The sequence below is a fragment of the Longimicrobium sp. genome (assembly GCF_048594345.1).
GTDB lineage: Bacteria > Gemmatimonadota > Gemmatimonadetes > Longimicrobiales > Longimicrobiaceae > Longimicrobium.
In genome coordinates, this window is the sequence record NZ_JBMDXM010000123.1 from 1 (window position 1) to 15,974 (window position 15,974).

Below are 15,974 nucleotides of genomic sequence, written 5' to 3' on the forward strand. Positions count from 1 at the left end.
ATCAGGTGGTTTTCACCCCCCCCGCGCGCATCCGTATCGGGTCGAGCCCCCAAAAAGCACTAAACCGAGCGTGGGCGCCCCGTCGGGCCCCCACGCTCGTTCCGTTCGCCGCGCCGATCCTACCGGTTGACGGCCTTCATGCTGGCCTCGGGGTAGCGCGTTCCCGCGGCGGCGCCCACGGGGAACGTCTCGTCCAGGCGGCGCAGCTCGTCGGCCGAAAGCTCCACGTCGCCGGCGGCGGCGTTCTCTTCCAGGTACTTTACCCGCTTGGTGCCGGGGATGGGCACCACGTCCCCGCCCTGCGCCAGCACCCACGCCAGCGCCAGCTGCGATGGCGTGACGCCCTTTTCCCGCGCCATCGCCTCCACCTCGCGCACCAGGTCCAGGTTCTTGCCAAAGTTCTCGCCCTGAAAGCGCGGCTGCTGGCGGCGGTAGTCGTCGTGGGGCAAGTCCTCGAACGTCTGGAATCTACCCGTCAGAAAGCCGCGCCCCAGCGGGCTGTACGCCACAAAGCCGATCCCCAGCTCGCGCACGGTGTCCAGGATGCCGTTCTCCTCCACGTCGCGGGTCCACAGCGACCACTCCGTCTGCAGCGCGGCGATGGGGTGCACGGCGTGCGCGCGGCGGATGGTTTCGGGCGCGGCCTCGCTAAGCCCCAGGTGGCGCACCTTGCCGGCGGCCACCAGCTCGGCCATGGCGCCCACCGTGTCTTCGATGGGCACGGTGGGATCCACGCGGTGCTGGTAGTACAGGTCGATGTGGTCCACCCCCAGCCGCCGCAGCGACGCGTCGCACGCCTGACGCACGTACTCCGGGTCGCCGCGCACACCCTTGAACGAACCGTCCTCGCCGCGCCAGTTGCCGAACTTGGTGGCCAGCACCACACCGTCGCGGCGGTCGCGGATGGCGCGCCCCACCAGCGTTTCGTTGGTGAACGGCCCGTACATGTCGGCCGTGTCCAGAAAGTTGATCCCCAGGTCCAGGGCGCGGTGGATGGTGGCGATGGACTCCCCCTCGTCGGCGGCGGAGTAGAACTCGCTCATCCCCATGCATCCCAGCCCCTGCTCGCTCACCTGCAGCCCCTGCCCCAGCGTCCTTCTGTCCATCGTTCCCCCGATCCGTTCCGGTAAAGAAGCCGTGTTACGGCATGAATCTGTAACCGGTTCGGTTTCACTTCAAGGATCGGGCCGCATACTGGGCAACGGCACTCACGCAGAGCGGCAGAGAAACAGAGCAGCAGAGGAGTTTCGCATAACTCCTGGCTCCGCTGCACCGCTGCTGCTCTGCGTGCGTTTTCCTTTCAGCGCGACGCGGAGCGCCGGCTGGCGATCATCCGAAAGATGGCGTCCATGGCGGGGTCCTGGCCGGCGAAGTACGCGGCGGCGGTCAGCTGCACGGGGACTTCGGGGCTCATCTCCCGCCGCCGGTCGGACGGCGTGCTCAACTGCCACTTTACCGCCGTCATCTCACCCTGCGTTCCGCTGTACGGCAGCGTCAGTGTGGTGGGATCGCCGTACAGGTTGCAGCACTCGCTGCTGGCCTCGCCGACGAAAATGGGGTCCACCAGCCGCTCCAGGTCGGTGACAAAGTTGCCCGTCGCCGAAAAGCTGCGGCGGCCGATCAGCACGTACACCTGGCGCCCCGCCGGCCGGCTGAACGCCACCAGGGTGCGCAGCAGCTCCGGGTACAGCTGCGTGGTGCCGCCGTTGTTGTGGCGCAGGTCCAGGATCAGGTTCGCCGGCTGCACGCTATCGAGCACCGCCCACAGCCGCTGGCCAAACCGCGCCAGCGTTTCGTTCTGCTCGTCCACCAGGTTGTTCACCTGCACGTACAGCGCGTCGTGCTGCGGCAGCGGCGTTTCCCAGTGCTTTTGCGTGACCACGATGTCGCGCAGGAACAGGGGCGGGGCCACGCCGGGCGGGGCCACCAGCCGGTCCTGGCGCCCCTCGGGCTCCGTGGCCAGGGTGGCCACGCGCACGGTGCGGGTGCGCCCGTCCCGAAACTGCAGCGTCAGGGGAACGGAATCCACCCGGTCGATGATGCCCAGCCCCTTGAGCGACGCAGTTTCCGCCAGCCCCGATACACCCCACAGGTACTGCATGTCGCCGTCCACACTCGCCCGTCCGGCGCTCAGACGCATCGCCTCCTCCGCCGGGGTGTCGCCGAACGCCACGATGCGCGCGCCCACCAGCTGCGGATCGGGCGATTCGATGATGAACAGCCCCTCGGGAAAGGCGTAGAGCCGCGCCGGCAGATACCGGTTCCCCGGCGGGTTCCAGATGGAAACGTGCCCCTGGCGCAGCGGCGCCAGCATGCGCTCCATCCCGATGAAGATCTCCTCGTCCGACAGGCGGGGGATGTCGCGCTTGAGCGCCTCGTACCGGCGCGTGACCTCCTCGGGGAGCGGCCGGTCGCGGTAGTCCGGGTTCACCCGCTTCATCTCGTTGTACAGAAACTCCACGTCGTACGCCCATCCCTGGTCGCGCGTCCACCCGGTGGTGTTCACCTTGCCGATGATCTCCTGGAACTCGGGGTCTTCCTTGAGCATGGCGAACTCCGGCCAGCTCTCCAGGCTGCGGCGAAAGTAGCCGTGCCGCTGAAAGATCATGTGGCGCAGCGTGTCCAGCGCCGCGCGCCGGTCGCCCGCGCTTCCCAGCGCGAACGCCACGCGGTAGCCGTTGGCGTACTGCAGATCCCAGCCGATCAGCGGGCCGGCCTGCCCCCACGCGTCCGCCGCCTCGCGGTGCTTGCCAAGCCAGTAGCGCGCGCGGCCCAGCAGGGTCCAGTTCTCGGGATCGCGCGGATAGTCGCGCACCAGTTGCTCCAGCAGCGGCAGCGCCTCCGCGAACTTCCGCTCCTGGTTCAGCACCCGCGCCCGCTCCTTCATCTCGTAGTACGCCACCCCGTCCGCGGGCCCCGCCATCAGCACCATGGGGCTCTGTCCGGACGCGGGGTCGTACCACTGGGCACCGGCGGGGCGGGATGAAAGGAGCAGGAGGGCGAGCAGGACGAGAAGCTTGGTGGGCATGAATCCACTTGGGCAGGAGACACGCGCGCCAGCCGCGAGGGCGGGCCAGAGATGGGAGTCATGCTAGTATACTAGCACGTGCTAGTGTACTAGCATAATCGATCCGCATCAAGAGGCTCGCGCGGCGCCCGGTGCCCGCTTGCCCGCGCGGGGCGGTGGAACGAGCTTGTTCGGATGAAGCTGCGCCGTGCCGCCCACTACCTGCTGGGCCTGGGAATCCTGCTCGCGTTCCTGTGGACGGGCGAGGCGATCGCGCGGCTGCTGCGGCTGCCGCTGCCGGGGAGCGTGACGGGGATGCTGATGCTGGTGGGCGCCCTGCGGCTGCGGTGGATTCCGGAGCGCACCGTTCAGCCCGCGGCGGAGCTGCTCATCCGCACCATGGGGCTCCTCTTTGTCCCCGCGGGCGTGGGGGTGATGGCGTACGCCGGCCCCATGCGCCGCCAGTGGCTGCCCGCTCTGGCGGCGATGGTGGTGAGCACGGTGGCGGTGCTGCTGGTGGTGGGATGGATGCAGCAGCGGATGGAGCGCGATGCACCTCGTTGAGGCGCTGCTCGCCATCCTTGCCACCGTCGCCGTTTACGCCGCCGCGCGGCGGCTGCAGCGGCGGCTGAAGTCCGTTTGGCTGCACCCGGTGCTGGTTTCCATGGTGGTGCTGATCGCCGCGCTCACGCTGCTGGGCATCCCGCAGCCGGTGTACGAGCAGGGTGGACGGGTGCTGACCTTCTTTCTGGGCCCGGCGGTGGTCGCGCTGGCGCTTCCGCTCTCCCGGCAGATGGAGACGATCGGACGCCGCGGCAAGGCCGTGCTCCTGTCGCTGCTGGCCGGGGCCGCCGTGGGCACGTTCTCCGCCGTGCTGACGGCCGTGGCGCTGGGCGGATGGCCGCAGACGGTGCGCACGCTGGCGCCGCGCGCGGTGACCACGCCCATCGCCATCGGCATCAGCGAGCGCCTGGGTGGGCTTCCCCCGCTTTCCGCCGCGGTGTCCATCCTGAGCGGCATCCTGGGCGCGGTGATCGGGCCGCCGCTGCTGCGGATGATCGGCGTGCGCAGCCGCACCGCGTTTGGCCTGGCGCTGGGCGCCGCGGCGCACGGCGTGGGCACCGCCCGCGCCGCGGAAGAGGGCGAGGTCGAAGCCGCCAGCAGCGGCCTGGCCATCGGCGTGATGGGCGTGTTCACCGCCGTCCTGGCGCCGCTGGCCGTCTGGCTGCTGGTGTGGCTGGGATGGACGCGGTGAGGGAAGGCGAGGGCGAATCAATTCGCGGCAACAACCACACGAAATCCGCCTTCGCGGATTGGCGGGTGTGGTGCACGCCGATGGCACGGTGCGCGCCCGGGCTTTGGAGTTTGGTCATCGCCCGCGACTGCTGGCGGCTGCGCGGCGGACGCTGGTCGCGGGAGCGAGTGAAGCCCTGTTCCGTGCCGCGCCCCGGCGCGGAGACAGGGCTTATGGCGGTTCCAGCCGCGGGCTTTAGCCCGTGGTGGCTTTCGCCCGCGGTGGCTTTCGTCCGTAGTGCAGGCCGCGGCCGGGCGCCCCAGCCGCGGCTTCTTTCCGCCTGTTGAACGTGCGACGCCGTCCCTCGCAACAGCGCGGAAAAGGCTGTGTTGATGGATCCCGACAACCCGGTGGTAAAGCTCTGCGCGCAGGGGATGGAGGCGGAGTTCGCGGGCCGCCCCACCGAGGCGCGCGACCTGTTCGTCCGCGCCTGGGACGCCCGCGCCGACGACTACGACGCTGCCATCGCCGCGCACTTCGTCGCCCGCCACCAGGCCACGACCTCCGACACGCTGCGGTGGAACCAGGAGGCCCTGGCGCGCGCCGACGCCGTGGGCGACGAGCGCGTCCGCGGCTTCTATCCATCGCTCTACCTGAACCTGGGCCACTCGCACGAGCAACTGGGCCAACGGGACCAGGCACGCCACTTCTACGGCCTCGCCGCCGCGGCTGCAACCGATCTGCCCCGTGACTCGTACAGCGACACCGTGCGTGACGGCATCGCGCGCGGACTGCAGCGCGTCGCGGAGAAACGCGGCACGGACGTGACCGGATCCATCGAACGCCAATGACCGAAACCGAGGTGCGGATCGTCGACGATGCGCCGCTGCGCTACCTGCTTTCCCTGCCGCCGGGCGGTGAGACCGGGGAGCCGCAACCCGTTCTGGTGTTTCTGCACGGATACAACGAGGGCGCGCCGATGGAACTGCGCGCCGCGGTCACGACGCACGGGCCGCTGCGGGCGGGCAATCCCGCCGTCGCCGCGGAGTTCATCGTCGTGGCACCGCAGCTTCCGGAGCAGGGCGACCTGTGGCGCGCCTGGAGTGACGAGGTGCGCGGCATCGCGCTGCGCGTGCAGGCCCAGCACGGCGGCGATCCCCGGCGCACCTACCTGACCGGCTTCAGCTACGGCGGCAACGGCGTGTTCGACATCGCGCTCATGCAGCCCAGCGTGTGGGCCGCGCTCTGGTCCGTGGAGCCCACGCGCCCGCCGGAGCGCGACCCCCGCCTGCCGGTATGGCTGTCCGCCGGCGAGCTGACGCGCCTGCGGCAGTCCGGGTTCACCAGCACCCTGCGCCTGGAGCGGGCGGGCGACGAACCGTTGGGCGACCGCGTCTGCACGGACGACGGGCTGGACCACGTGGGCACCGCCACGCACGCCTACCAGGACGAGCGCACCTAATCTTACACTCCGATATCTCAATTCGAATTTTGGTGCCGGCCAACGGAATCCTCAGAATCTTCCCTGCAGGCAGAGTTAAGTCGTTGGACAGATACTCTCTCTGAGATCATTCGAACAGCTCAAGCTCAACTTGCCGCGAAGGTGGATCGAAACACGCTGGTCACGCTATTCAACTTCCCCCCGAGCGTTGATACCGCGTGCGAGCAATACCTCCTGTACTTCGTGCAGTTCTTACGCGACATGGGAATTGAGGCAGATGCGAGCATCAAACACCAGGCACATCAGATTCTCTTCAGCGTCACTCCTAAAGATGGCGCCGAAGCTCTTGATCGCATTAGCGAGGCATTGGAGATATACCTCCGACTCCCCGACTCTCCGGAGTTCGCAGCGCAGGCGCCATCGTACGACGATATTGCGGTTCAGCAACTGAATGCGAACATCTTCCATCTCAAGGGGCAACTGGCCATCTCGAGCGCCGTCATTCAAGCTAAGAACGCGCAAATCGAGGCCCTCCAACTCTCCAACTTCACCTATCAGCAGCTACTCGCGAACCAGCAGCAGGTCGCAACGCTTCCCCTCCTGCCATTAGGCAACCTGGATGCGGACTCCGAACCGCTCGTACCTGGCGTGATAGACGTCACTAAGTACGAAGGCAAAGGCTTCACGGTAAACTTCGCCGAGATCCTCCGGAGACTGAAGCGGAGATTCGATCAGGACTAACGGGTGCAATCGCGGCAGGCCGGGTACTGAGCGTGCTCGCATGGCAGCCATGCCGATCTGACAGGAAAGCGGCCGGAACAGCAGGAAAACACCTGAAAAACGTGGCATATGCGTTGCCCTAGGGAAGGCAGCGCTTTAGGGCGCCCGGGCGAACAGAACGCCTCGTGGGCGCCTTTGTTTTCCGGTTCAAATCGCAACGTAAACAACGAAAGGGACCCGGCATGGCGAAGGTCATCGGGATCGATCTTGGGACCACCAACTCCGTAGTCGCCGTGATGGAAGGCGGCGACCCGGTGGTGATCCCCAACGCCGAGGGCGGCCGCACCACGCCGTCCGTTGTGGCGTTCACCAAGGACGGCGAGCGGCTGGTGGGCCAGGTGGCGCGCCGCCAGGCCATCACCAACCCCACCAACACCATCTTCTCCATCAAGCGCTTCATGGGCCGCAAGGAGGCCGAGGTGCAGCAGGAGGAGAAGCTGGTGCCGTACAAGGTGACGGCCGGCGGCGGCGGGCTGGCGCAGGTGGAGGTGCCCAACGTGGGCAAGACCTTCACCCCGCCCGAGATTTCGGCGATGACGCTGCAGAAGATGAAGCAGACCGCCGAGGACTACCTGGGCACCACGGTCACCCAGGCGGTGATCACCGTGCCCGCGTACTTCAACGACGAGCAGCGGCAGGCCACCAAGGACGCCGGCAAGATCGCGGGCCTCGAGGTGCTGCGCATCATCAACGAGCCCACCGCGGCGGCGCTGGCGTACGGCCTGGACAAGAAGAAGGAAGAAAAGATCGCGGTCTACGACCTGGGCGGCGGCACCTACGACATCTCCATCCTGGAGCTGGGCGAGGGCGTGTTCGAGGTCAAGGCCACCAACGGCGACACCCACCTGGGCGGCGACGACTTCGACCAGAAGATCATCGACTGGCTGGTGGAGGAGTTCCGCAAGGACCAGGGGATCGACCTGAGCAAGGATCCCATGGCGCTGCAGCGCCTGAAGGAGGCGGCGGAGAAGGCCAAGATGGAGCTGTCGACCACCATGTCGACCGACATCAACCTTCCCTTTATCACGGCCACGCAGGAGGGCCCCAAGCACCTGAACGTGAGCCTGAGCCGCGCCCGCTTCGAGCAGCTGGTGGACGACCTGGTGCAGCGCACCCGTGCGCCCATGGAGCAGGCGCTCAAGGATGCGGGGCTCAGCAAGGGTGACATCGACGAGGTGATCCTGGTGGGCGGCAGCACGCGCATCCCCAAGATCCAGGAAGTGGTGAAGGACTTCTTTGGCAAGGAGCCGCACCGCGGGGTGAACCCGGACGAGGTGGTGGCCGTGGGCGCGGCCATCCAGGGCGGCGTGCTGGCCGGCGAGGTGAAGGACGTGCTGCTGCTGGACGTGACGCCGCTGTCGCTGGGCATCGAGACGCTGGGCGGCGTGTTCACCAAGCTCATCGAGCGCAACACGACCATCCCCACCAAGAAGTCGGAAACGTTCTCGACGGCCGAGGACAGCCAGACCACGGTGGAGATCCACGTGCTGCAGGGCGAGCGCGAGATGGCGGTCTACAACAAGACCATCGGCAAGTTCCAGCTGCAGGGCATTCCGCCGGCACCCCGCGGCATGCCGCAGATCGAGGTGACGTTCGACATCGACGCGAACGGCATCCTGCACGTGTCGGCCAAGGACCGCGCCACGGGCAAGGAGCAGAAGATCCGCATCGAAGCCAGCAGCGGGCTGTCGGACACCGAGATCGACAAGATGGTCAAGGACGCCGAGAGCCACGCCAGCGAGGACAAGTCGCGGCGCGAGCAGGTTGAGGCGCGCAACCGGCTGGACTCCATGGTCTACGAGGTGGAGAAGAACGTCAAGGAGTGGGAGGACAAGCTGGACCAGGGCAGCAAGGACAAGCTGAACGAGTCGCTGGAGCGTGCCCGCAAGGCGCTCAAGCAGGACGACGTTGGCGAGGTTCGCGCGGCCACGGAAGAGCTGCAGAGCGCCTACTCCGCGGCGGGTGCCAGCATTTACCAGGCGCAGCAGGCCGCGTCGGGCGCCGGTGCCGACGCCGGCTTCAGCGGCGGCGCCACGGCGGGTGCCGGTTTCGATGACGACGCCACGGCGTCGGCGCGCCCGCAGGACGACGTGGTCGAGGCGGACTACGAGATCGTGGACGACAACAAGCAGAACTGACCGCGTCCCGGTCTGAGGTAACCGAGCGGCCCCGACTCCGGATTTCCGGAGCCGGGGCCGTCTTTTTTCGTCCGAGAAAATCTTCGATCCCGCTCCACAGGCTCTGTCGAATGGGACGGCGCGGCATTGGTTTCACACCGAGTCAACGGAGTTAACGGAGTTTTGCTCGTGCCGGTTCCTCTGATCTCCAGGTCTGAGACCAACCACTCAGGAGAGTACCGACACGATCCGGCGGATCGGTGTCAGTCTGAGAGAGGCGCACGCATCGTCCTGTCGGGATGCACGAAAGCGTGTGCGCCGACCGAAGAATCTGCCGGCTGGGCGCACCATCCTGTCGGCTACAACTGGCCTCGGCGCGAGGGACGTGAACGACTCCCGGAAGCTTGGCGCCCCGCGACCCGACAAAGATCCTTCGCTCGCGCGCAAGCTCTTGTGATTATGATGTTTCCGGTGTGCGCTCCCTCAGGATGACAGTGTGCTTCTGGAGGAACAACCGAGACAGTGATCGTCCGCACCCGCTGTTTTGGGACTCCGTCTAAAGCCGGATTCCCAGGTGTCGGGTGCGGGTGAGGGATGTCGACGAGGCGCGATCTTTTGTAGAGGTGTCGGAAACGGCAGGGTGATGGAATGCGGCAGGGGGCCATCCGCGTTTTTTTGAAGAAGCATGCGGATCGGCGGAGGGGCGTCCACGGCACACGGGAGCAGGCGGCATGCACCACCTGATGCGCGATCCCGAGAACCCTCCCCCCGCTCCACGGCCGAGGTGCGGGCGGACGGAACTCCCCTGTGGAGAAAGATGGTTGGCGTCTTGCAAGGTCGAGCGATTAACGATGGTCTAATTCCACGCCCCTTCCGCGCCACCCGTGTGCAGCGCGATACTACACGTGGTGCAATCCCCGTAGTGCGGCAAACAAGCAGATGAGATCAGGAACGACCATGCTCGATCCGGTACGTGCCAAGCTGAAGCTGTTGGGTGTGACCGCCGGCGCCTTTGCGGGCGGCGTGCTGCTGGCCAGCGGGATGGAATGGACCGCCGGCTCGCACGCGTCCATTCTCCAGACCACCGAGCGGCCCTCCAGCGCCGAGGTGCGCCCGGTGGCCGAGCTGAGCCAGGCGTTCATCTCCATCGCCGAATCGGTTACGCCGTCGGTGGTGAGCATCGAGACGGAGCGCGGGCCGCGCGCAAACGCCCGCCGCCCCCGCGGCCAGCAGGACGAGGAAGGAGAGGAGGCGTTTCCGTTCCCCTTCAACGTCCCCCAGGGTCCGCAGGGGCCGCAGGAGTCCAGCGGCTCGGGCTTTCTGATCACCGAGGACGGCTACATCATCACCAACAACCACGTCATCGCCGACGCGGACGAGATCAACGTCATCCTCACCGACAACCGGCAGCTGCGCGCCCGCCTGGTGGGGCGCGACCCGCTGACCGACGTGGCCGTGATCAAGGTGGACGGCGAGCGCTTTCCCGCCGTGCGGCTGGGACGCAGCGACGACGTGCACATTGGCGAGTGGGTGCTGGCCATCGGCAACCCGCTGGACCTGGGCACCACCGTCACCTCGGGGATCGTGAGCGCGCAGGGGCGCTCGCTGCGCAACCTGATCGGCAGCAACGCGGGCGAGAACGCCGCGTGGGCCATCGAAGACTTTGTGCAGACCGACGCGCCCATCAACCCGGGGAACAGCGGCGGTCCGCTGGTGAACCTGCGCGGCGAGGTGGTGGGCGTGAACAGCGCCATCGCGTCGCCCACGGGGCTGTACACGGGCTACGGGTTTGCCGTGCCCATCGACCTGGCGCGCAAGGTGGCGGACGACCTGATCCGCTACGGCAAGGTGCGGCGCCCGGCCGTGGGCATTCAGGTGACCAACGTGCGCCCCGAGGACGCCGAGGTGTACCGGCTGGAGCGCATCGAGGGCGTGGTGGCGCAGGACTTTCCGCCCACCAGCCCCGCGCGCGAAGCCGGCGTGCGCCAGGGCGACGTAATCGTGGCGGTGGACGGGCGGGCGGTGCAGCGGGTGGGCCAGTTCCAGCGGATGATCGCCACCCGCCGCCCTGGCGAGCAGGTGACGCTGGACGTGATCCGCTACGGCGACCGCCAGCGCGTTACGGTGCGGCTGGGCGAGGCGCCAAACGCCGCCGATGCGCCGCAGGAGGCCCGCGCCGAGGCGCCGGCCGCGGCGGAGGGGTCCACCCGGCTGGGCGTGGCTGTCTCACCCGTGACGCCCGACGTGGCGCGCGAGTGCCGCATCGAGGGGCAGCCGGCGGGGCTGGTGGTGACGGACGTGGAGCGGTTTGGCGCGGGGGCGCGCAACGGCATCGGCCGGTGCACGCGCATCCTGGCGGTGGACGGCCAGGCGGTGACCGACGTGGCCGCCTTCCGCCGCCTGGTAGAGCGCAAGCGCGGCGGCGAGGTGGTGTCGCTGCGGGTCACCTTTCCGCGCGGCGAGAACGGCATCCTGAACGTCCGGCTGCCGGACTGACACCTTTCCGCACCTCTGCCGACACGGAGCGCCACCCGAGCCGATCGGGTGGCGCTTTCGTTCGTTACGCACGCATCACCCTCCCACGCTTCAACCTCGCGATTCGCGACAGCGGGAATCGACAATTTTCGTAAGTCGTTCCCGCCATTATCCGAATTATACGTTTTATACACACTTTATCCGAAGATCCTTGACGGCTAGCCGCGCGAGACTTACCGTCTAGTCAGCACACGCTTGGGGCCGTCCCACACACCTTCCGACGATCACCATCGCCGGAGCGGCGCGGCACCGAATTTTATTTCGATTGCATCCAGGTTCCGGTTGATGAGCTCCGCCGCCCCCGCGCCACCGCGCGTACCCGCGCCATCGGCACCGCCGCCTCCCGCCCGCGGGGTGGAAACCCTCTCGCCGCGCGCGTTCCGCACCCTGCTGCTGGCCATCGCGGCGCTCGCGGCCATGATGGCGGCGGAGGGCGTGCAGAGCTTTGCCCAGATGCGGGAGCGGCATTACGCCGTCCAGGCGCGGCTGCAAGCGGTGTCGCCGGTGCCGTACGGCACGACGCTCCCCGCCCTGCACGCGCTGGTGCCCGCGGGCGGCGGTGTGCGGATGGTCGTGCGCTCTGATTCGGCCGCTTCGGACGCTTCCGCGCTCTGCACGCTGGCGGCGCAGAGTTCGGATGATTCAAGTCTGCGCTGGATCGCGTTTTCGGCGGACGTCGATCCGTGCGTGGCGCGGGCCGTCGGCACGCGGATGCTGCGCGCCGGTTCACCCGTCGCGGCGGAGATGGGCCGGGCGCGGTGGATGGTGATGGATGCCGATGGCCTGGCGCGCTACAGCCGCCCCGCCGTCCCGGCCCTCGCCGATGTCCGGCGGATCACCGCGCTGCTCACGCCCGCGACTCCGGCGGAGGCGGGACGATGAGGCGGCGCGCCGCGGTGCTGGGCACGGGGGCGCTGCTGCTGCTGGGCGTGGGCGCGCTTTCCGCCTTTCGCGCGGGCGCGCGGGCGGATCGTGAGCTGTCGTCGCCGCTCTTCACCGCCCCCGTCGCGCTCAGGCCGGACGTGGACCGCCTGCTCCCTGCGCGCACCTCCGGGGACGCCCGCGCGATCGGCACGGGCCAGCGGGTGCTGCGCATCGACGGGGACGCGGGGGACGCGGAGGCGGGGTTCGGTAGCGTGGCGGACGTGGCGCCCAGCCTGTCCGGCGACACCGTTTACGTGCTGGACGGGATGAGCCTGTCCGTCTCCGCGTTCGCAGCGAACGGGCGCTTTCTCTTCTCCTTTGGCGGCAAGGGCAAAGGACCGGGCGAGTTCCGGCGGCCGGTGCAGCTGCTGGTGCTGCCGTGGAGCGGCGAGGTAGCGGTGTGGGACGTGGACACGCAGCGGCTGACCGTGCACACCCCCGCGGGCGCCGTGGCGCGCGTGCTGGCGCCGGGTGCGGCCGACCCACGCGGCAAGGTGCGGCGCATCCGCGCGTTCGGCGGCGGATACGTGATGGAGGTGCACTCCGACCCGCTGCAGGTGTCGCGCGCGGAGCAGGGCGGCGCGCTGGTGCGGCTGGACACGGCCGCGCGGTCGCCGCGGGCGCTCTTCGGCTTCGCCATCCCAGCCATCCATGCGTCGCACGTGGAGCCGGCCCCGGGAACGAGCGTCACCCACTGGTCGCATCCCCCCGCATGGTCGCCCGAGGCCCGCTGGGAGGTGCTGGCGGACGGCACCGTGCTCTTTGCCCCCGGCGGCCCCGACGAGGCGTACCGCATCGCCACCAGCGGCCGGACCATGCGCCTGCGCCGCGAGCACGGCTACGCCCGCGTGACCCGCAAGGACCGCCTGCGCCACCTGGAAGGCGAGCGCGACCGCCACCTGATCGCCTCGCCCACCACCCCGGTGGCGGTGCTCGAACCGCTGAACCGGCGGTTCTACGCCTCCGTGCGCCCCGCCGTCACCGGCCTGCTGGCCGGTCCCGGCGGCTCGCTGTGGACGCGCGGCTTCGACATGCGGGATAGCTGGCGGGGGTTCAGCCGGACGTGGAATCGAACACATGCGGACGGCACGCCATCGGACGATGTCCTGCTGCCCGCCGGATTCGAACCGCTGCACATCATCGACGGCCTGGCGTACGGCATTGCCGAGGGCGAGATGTACGTGCAGCGCGTAGAAGCCTACCGCGTAGAGGAGGGACGATGAGACGCCAGGCGCACCACATCATCACCGCCGTGCTGGTGGGCGTCCTGCTGCTGAGCGGATGGAAGACGGCGCGCGCGGCCGCCACCTGGGCCCGCGCACCGCACGCCGGAGAGCGCACCGGCCTGGCGACGCCGCGCGACGCGCCCGTGCGCGCGCCGGCCGGCTCGCCGCTGGCGGAGGTCGCGCGGGCCCAGCGGGCCATCGTCTTCGTCTACCTGCCGGACTGCCAGGTGTGCCACGCGAACATGGCCAACTGGATCGACCTCGTGGGCGAAACACGGGACGCGGACGTGGATCTGTACGCCGTGGCGCCGGCGCAGCCCGCGCACACCGCGGCGGCGCAGGATTACTGGGCCGGGCTGGATCGCCACGTTCGCGTGATCACCGCCACGCCCGCCGGGGTGCATGCGGCCTTTGGCGTCGGCAACACGCCGGCGACACTGCTGATTCAGGACGGACGGGTGCGAGGGGAGATCCTGGGCGCGCTCACCCCGGCCGGCAAGGCTGCGGTGCTGCGCTTTGCCCGGAGTGGCCTCGCACAGCGACGATAGAAGTAGGGAAGCCGGGCCCGGCCAGATAGCACGAACCTATTCATCCACCCGTCACGACGAGGACGTCCATGAACGCACACAGCCACCGATCCACCCGCATCCGGCTGGCGCTGGGCGCGCTGCTGGCCGCCGCCGCGCTGTTCTTCTCCCCCAAGCTGGTGCAGCAGATCTACGCCCAGGACCCGCCTTCGTGCAGTGTGAACTGCGCCAACGGCTCGTGCAGCGGAACGGGCAACTGCACCTGCACCTGCACCTTCTGGACGCGCACCGCCTCGTGCAGCTGCAGCAGCGGCCCACCCGCCGAGCAGTAAGCGCCGCCTCCGACCCAACGACCGCCCCGGCCGGGCTCGGCGTGGACGTGGAGCGCACGCGAGAATCACCTTTTCGATCCCACCTCTCCATTCAGCGACAGAAGGATAGATGCCCTCAAGCCTCAAGCAGGCGGCGCGCCTGGTCGCGCCGCTGCTGGTCTGCGGCGCCGCCGCCTGCGGACGCGACGCCGGCGGCGGCGACACCGTCCGCGTGGACACGCTCGCCGGCGGCACCGTGGCCGTCCACAACCCCGAGCAGGGGGCCTGGACGGAGCAGACCGCCTGGCGCGCCGTCGAGGACCTGCGCCTGGGCCGTGCGGACGGCGCGGGACCGGACGTGTTCGCCGCGCCCATCGCGCTGGAAGTGGATGCGCGGGGGCGGCTGTACGTGCTCGACGCGCAGGCGGGCCAGCTGCGCACCTTTGGCGCGGACGGCAGGCACGTGCGCTCGGTGGGCGGGCTGGGCGCCGGGCCGGGCGAGCTGAAGCAGCCGATGGGGATGGCGGCGGCGCCGGACGGCGCGCTGTGGGTGGTGGACCCCGGCAACGGCCGCTTTACCGTCTTCGATACGTCCGGCGCGGTGCGTGAGACGGTGCGGCGCACCAGCGGGCTGGCCATGTTTCCGTGGCCCGGCCGCTTTGACCGCCAGGGGCGGCTGTGGGACGTATCCACCGGGCCCGGCGGCATGGCCGGCCCGCCCGCGCTCCTTCGCGTGGAGCCCGCGTCGGGCAAGGTGCAGCCGGTGAACCTTCCGGCGTTTACCCCCGCGCAGTTCAGCGCCTCCAACGGCCCCGTGAACGTCTCGGCGCCCGTTCCTTTCTCCCCTGACCTGGTGTGGGCACTGGACGCGGACGGCCGCGTGTGGTCCGGCGTCTCCGACCGCTACCGCCTGCGGCTGCACGATCCGGCCGGCGACACGGTGCGGGTGGTGGAGCGCGCGGCGCCGCCGGTGGAGGTGACGGCGGCGGAGCGCGATTCGCTGCCGGCGCGGCTCAAGTGGTTCACGGACCAGGGGGGCCGCATCGACCTGTCGCGCGTGCCGCGGCACAAGCCGGCCTTTACCAGCGTGATGACGGACGACCAGGGCTGGCTGTGGGTGCGCCCCTCGCTTGCCGCCGCGGAGGCGAACGCCGCATGGGACGTGTTCGATCCCCGCGGACTTTTCCAGGGCCGGGTTACACTCCCCATTCCTCTCCCCGAGGGAATGCCGGCGGTGGTGCGAGGCAAGCATCTCTACGCGGTCGCCCTGGCGGAGGAAGGGCACCCCCAGGTGGTTCGGTTCCGGCTTGAAGGCCGCTGACACGTTCTTCCGCGACGTCGTCCGCCAGGCTGCCCATGCGCCGCCCGAAGGATTTTCATCCGAAGCGAGACGAAGCCTGCCTTACCCCCAGGCTCGTCAGAGCCCCCCGTCCGCCCCCGCCTGTCATCCTGAGCCTGAGAGAGGCGCCGCTCTGATCCGTCGGTGACACGCGGCAGCCCGTGCGCCGACCGAAGGATCTTTATCCGAAGCAAGATGAAGCCTGCCTTACGCCCGGGCTCGCCAGAGCCCCGTCCGCCCCCACCTGTCATCCTGAGAGAGGCGCCGCCCTGAACCGTCGGGACATGCAGCAGCCCGTGCGCCGACCGAAGGATCTTCATCCGAAGCGAGACGAAGCCTGCCTTACCCCCAAGGCTCGTCAGAGCCCCCCGTACGCCCCACCTGTCATCCTGAGAGTGTGTTTAAGAATCGACCAAGAGCTTATTTCCTGAGGGATGCGCCGCTCCGAACCTGCTGCGACAAAGACCTTTAGCGCCGACCGAAGGATCTCGCTGGCAACACCCCGGGGCTGGACCGGTGCCGCCGAGCCAGCC

Annotated in this window: 14 protein-coding genes; 12 read left to right on the plus strand and 2 right to left on the minus strand. The window is 68.9% G+C overall.

What is annotated here, in order from left to right; genetic code table 11:
* Window positions 1-119: 119 nt before the first annotated feature.
* Window positions 120-1,106 (minus strand): aldo/keto reductase, encoded by a 987-nt coding sequence (locus ACOJUJ_RS13520; protein WP_420127413.1) that lies wholly within the window; start codon window positions 1,104-1,106, stop codon window positions 120-122.
* Window positions 1,107-1,300: 194 nt separating this feature from the next.
* Complete coding sequence (locus tag ACOJUJ_RS13525; protein ID WP_420127414.1) at window positions 1,301-3,028, minus strand: tetratricopeptide repeat protein; 1,728 nt, start codon at window positions 3,026-3,028, stop codon at window positions 1,301-1,303.
* A 174-nt stretch (window positions 3,029-3,202) separates the two neighbouring features.
* On the opposite strand from ACOJUJ_RS13525, the gene ACOJUJ_RS13530 reads away from it, so the two are divergent.
* The 12 genes from ACOJUJ_RS13530 (at window position 3,203) to ACOJUJ_RS13585 (ending at window position 15,423) form a co-directional block, all read left to right on the plus strand.
* Window positions 3,203-3,571, plus strand: a complete 369-nt coding sequence (locus tag ACOJUJ_RS13530) for a CidA/LrgA family protein (protein ID WP_420127415.1) — start codon at window positions 3,203-3,205, stop codon at window positions 3,569-3,571.
* The gene (locus ACOJUJ_RS13535) at window positions 3,558-4,262 is read left to right on the plus strand and encodes an LrgB family protein (protein ID WP_420127416.1); all 705 of its coding nucleotides are present in this window, start codon (window positions 3,558-3,560) and stop codon (window positions 4,260-4,262) included. The genes ACOJUJ_RS13530 and ACOJUJ_RS13535 overlap by 14 nt, the downstream gene beginning before the upstream one ends.
* A gap of 371 nt (window positions 4,263-4,633) precedes the next feature.
* Window positions 4,634-5,092 carry a hypothetical protein gene (locus ACOJUJ_RS13540; RefSeq protein ID WP_420127417.1) on the plus strand — a complete coding sequence of 153 codons (459 nt, stop codon included), beginning with the start codon at window positions 4,634-4,636 and terminating at the stop codon, window positions 5,090-5,092.
* A complete protein-coding gene (locus tag ACOJUJ_RS13545) occupies window positions 5,089-5,703 on the plus strand; it encodes a hypothetical protein (RefSeq protein ID WP_420127418.1) in 615 nt (204 codons plus the stop codon). The genes ACOJUJ_RS13540 and ACOJUJ_RS13545 overlap by 4 nt, the downstream gene beginning before the upstream one ends.
* 141 nt (window positions 5,704-5,844) lie before the next feature.
* Window positions 5,845-6,423, plus strand: coding sequence for a hypothetical protein (locus tag ACOJUJ_RS13550; protein ID WP_420127419.1), 579 nt, complete (start codon window positions 5,845-5,847; stop codon window positions 6,421-6,423).
* A gap of 221 nt (window positions 6,424-6,644) precedes the next feature.
* Window positions 6,645-8,600 (plus strand): molecular chaperone DnaK, encoded by a 1,956-nt coding sequence (gene dnaK / locus ACOJUJ_RS13555; protein ID WP_420127420.1) that lies wholly within the window; start codon window positions 6,645-6,647, stop codon window positions 8,598-8,600.
* Between the two features lie 936 nt (window positions 8,601-9,536).
* On the plus strand, window positions 9,537-11,075 hold the full coding sequence (locus ACOJUJ_RS13560; protein ID WP_420127421.1) for a Do family serine endopeptidase: 1,539 nt from the start codon (window positions 9,537-9,539) through the stop codon (window positions 11,073-11,075).
* Window positions 11,076-11,399: 324 nt separating this feature from the next.
* Window positions 11,400-11,996 carry a hypothetical protein gene (locus ACOJUJ_RS13565; RefSeq protein WP_420127422.1) on the plus strand — a complete coding sequence of 199 codons (597 nt, stop codon included), beginning with the start codon at window positions 11,400-11,402 and terminating at the stop codon, window positions 11,994-11,996.
* Window positions 11,993-13,261 carry a hypothetical protein gene (locus tag ACOJUJ_RS13570; protein ID WP_420127423.1) on the plus strand — a complete coding sequence of 423 codons (1,269 nt, stop codon included), beginning with the start codon at window positions 11,993-11,995 and terminating at the stop codon, window positions 13,259-13,261. The genes ACOJUJ_RS13565 and ACOJUJ_RS13570 overlap by 4 nt, the downstream gene beginning before the upstream one ends.
* Window positions 13,258-13,812: a peroxiredoxin family protein gene (locus ACOJUJ_RS13575; protein WP_420127424.1), complete on the plus strand. Its 555-nt coding sequence runs from the start codon at window positions 13,258-13,260 to the stop codon at window positions 13,810-13,812. Before ACOJUJ_RS13570 ends, ACOJUJ_RS13575 begins: the two co-directional genes overlap by 4 nt.
* A gap of 68 nt (window positions 13,813-13,880) precedes the next feature.
* Entirely contained in the window at window positions 13,881-14,123 is a 243-nt protein-coding gene (locus ACOJUJ_RS13580; RefSeq protein WP_420127425.1) for a hypothetical protein, read from the plus strand.
* Window positions 14,124-14,232: 109 nt separating this feature from the next.
* Complete coding sequence (locus ACOJUJ_RS13585; RefSeq protein WP_420127426.1) at window positions 14,233-15,423, plus strand: hypothetical protein; 1,191 nt, start codon at window positions 14,233-14,235, stop codon at window positions 15,421-15,423.
* Window positions 15,424-15,974: the final 551 nt, after the last annotated feature.